Source organism: Luteibacter sp. P4_D7_3 (assembly GCF_056401735.1).
Map to the genome: position 1 here is coordinate 1 of NZ_JBFUIT010000463.1, position 2,297 is coordinate 2,297.

3 protein-coding genes are annotated in these 2,297 nt (G+C 61.1%); 2 read left to right on the forward strand and 1 reads right to left on the reverse strand.

Going from position 1 to position 2,297, the window contains the following annotated elements; all coding sequences use genetic code 11:
- Window positions 1-520 (reverse strand): dTDP-glucose 4,6-dehydratase (locus AC1DSN_RS21550; RefSeq protein WP_477332785.1); only part of this gene is annotated, 520 nt, incomplete at its 3' end.
- A gap of 179 nt (window positions 521-699) precedes the next feature.
- Between AC1DSN_RS21550 and AC1DSN_RS21555 the strand changes: the two genes are divergently transcribed.
- Window positions 700-1,872 (forward strand): trans-sulfuration enzyme family protein, encoded by a 1,173-nt coding sequence (locus AC1DSN_RS21555; RefSeq protein WP_477332789.1) that lies wholly within the window; start codon window positions 700-702, stop codon window positions 1,870-1,872.
- A partial coding sequence (locus AC1DSN_RS21560; protein ID WP_477332787.1) for an ABC transporter permease occupies window positions 1,869-2,297 on the forward strand: 429 nt, incomplete at its 3' end. The genes AC1DSN_RS21555 and AC1DSN_RS21560, both read left to right, overlap by 4 nt.

The window sequence follows — 2,297 nt, forward strand, 5'->3', positions numbered from 1 at the left end:
GGTGGAAGGCGCGGACCAGGTGATCGGACGCCGCCTTGCTCGCCGAGTAAGGCGAATTGGGCGAATAAGGTGTGTTTTCGGTGAACTTGCCTTCGGCCCCCAGGGAGCCATACACCTCGTCGGTCGACACGTGAAGAAAACGAAAATCGTCTTTCCCGGCCCCGTCCAGGCCGCGCCAAAAGTCGCGGGCTTCTTCAAGCAGGCCAAGCGTACCGACCACGTTCGTCTGGACGAACTCAGCGGGTCCGTCGATGGATCGGTCCACGTGCGACTCGGCAGCGAAGTTCAYGATGGCATCGGGGCGGTGCTCGGTCAGCAACCGGCTCACCAGCGCCCGGTCGCCGATATCTCCCTGAACGAAAAGGTGCTTTTCGTTGTTTTCGAGGGATTCCAGTGTGCCAAGATTGCCGGCGTAGGTAAGCTTGTCCAGGTTGACCACACGCAGGCCATCAGCTACCGCCTGGAGGACGAAGTTGGCGCCAATGAAGCCAGCGCCGCCGGTTACCAACAGTGTTTTCATAGAACCTCGTTGTCGTCCATGTTGCACAGGATGACGCGCTCTCGCTCCGCGTCAGCGCTCGCCCGATAGCTACCGCGTTCAGGCGGCGGTATGCCCAATACCAAGTGTAATATGTAGCGCCGTTCGCGAGGGCTGGCGATTGAACGGCAAATGAACCTTGGGAAAAATTCCTTGTGAAAATAAAGACTTCTCGTAAATCCGTCCCTCGCGTCCACGGCCTCGGCACCCGGGCTATCCATGCCGGACAGTCGCCCGATCCCTCGACGGGCGCGATCATGACGCCCATCTACGCGACATCAACCTACGTGCAGAGCAGTCCGGGCAAGCACAAGGGCTTCGAGTACTCGCGCACCCAGAATCCGACGCGCATGGCCTACGAGGCTTGCGTGGCTTCGCTGGAAGGCGGCGTGGCGGGCTTTGCGTTCGCCTCCGGGCTAGCCGCCGCGGCCACAGTGCTGGAACTGCTCGACACGGGCAGCCACGTGATCGCCATGAACGATCTCTATGGCGGCACCTATCGTTTGTTCGAGCGTGTGCGCACCCGTTCGGCGGGACTCGAGTTCGATTTTGTCGACCTCAATGACACCGCGGCCCTGCGTGCGGCCCTGAAGCCGAATACCCGCATGATCTGGGCCGAGACGCCCACGAATCCGATGCTGCATCTGGTCGACCTTGCCAAGCTCTCGGTTTTTGCGAAAAAGCACGGTCTCCTGCTTGTCGTCGACAACACGTTCTGTTCGCCGATGATCCAGCGCCCGATCGAATACGGTGCCGACCTGGTTCTTCATTCGGCGACCAAATACCTTAACGGCCACTCCGACATTGTGGGCGGCATCGTGGTCGCGGCGGACGACGAGCTTGCGGAGCGCATGGGCTTCCTGCAGAACTCGATTGGCGCCGTGGCCGGCCCCTTCGATTCGTTCCTTGCCATGCGTGGCCTGAAGACCTTGCACCTGCGCATGCGGCAGCACTGCGAGAGTGCGCTTGAACTCGCCCGTTGGCTCGAAAGCCATCCCGCGATCGCCAAGGTGATCTATCCGGGCCTGCGAAGCCACCCGCAGCACGCCCTGGCGCGTCGTCAGATGGACGGGTTTGGCGGCATCATTTCGGTTGAAGTACATGGCGGCAAGACGAAGGCCCGCAAGGTGCTCGAGCGTTGCGAGCTGTTCGCTCTCGCCGAGTCACTGGGTGGCGTCGAAAGCCTGATCGAGCACCCAGGCATCATGACCCACGCCTCCATTCCGGCGGCGACGCGAAAGAAGCTGGGCATCTCCGACGGTCTTATCCGGTTGTCGGTGGGCGTCGAAGATATAGCCGATCTCAGGGATGAGCTCGAGTCCGTCCTGGCATGAGTGCAGTTCGCGTGCCCTCCGGTGTGACGCGGGTACCGCTACACCCGTTGGGGCCTTATCTATCGCTAGCCCACCACGCACGGCTCGTCTTCGAGCTGTGCAGGCGTGATATCACGGGCCGCTATCGCGGATCCATGGGCGGACTGTTCTGGGCATTCCTCAATCCGCTGCTGATGCTGGCGATCTATTCGTTCGTCTTCGGCTACATCTTCAAGTCGCGTTGGGCGGCTGCGGCCACGGGTGACGCACACTTCTCGATCGTCCTCTTCATCGGACTGATCGTGAGCAACTTCTTCTCGGAGTGCCTCAACCGTGCCCCGGTGCTCATTACCTCGAACGCGAACTACGTCAAGAAGGTGATCTTTCCCCTCGAGACGCTCGCGTGGGTGACGGTGGGTACCGGCCTGTTTCATGCGCTGATCAGC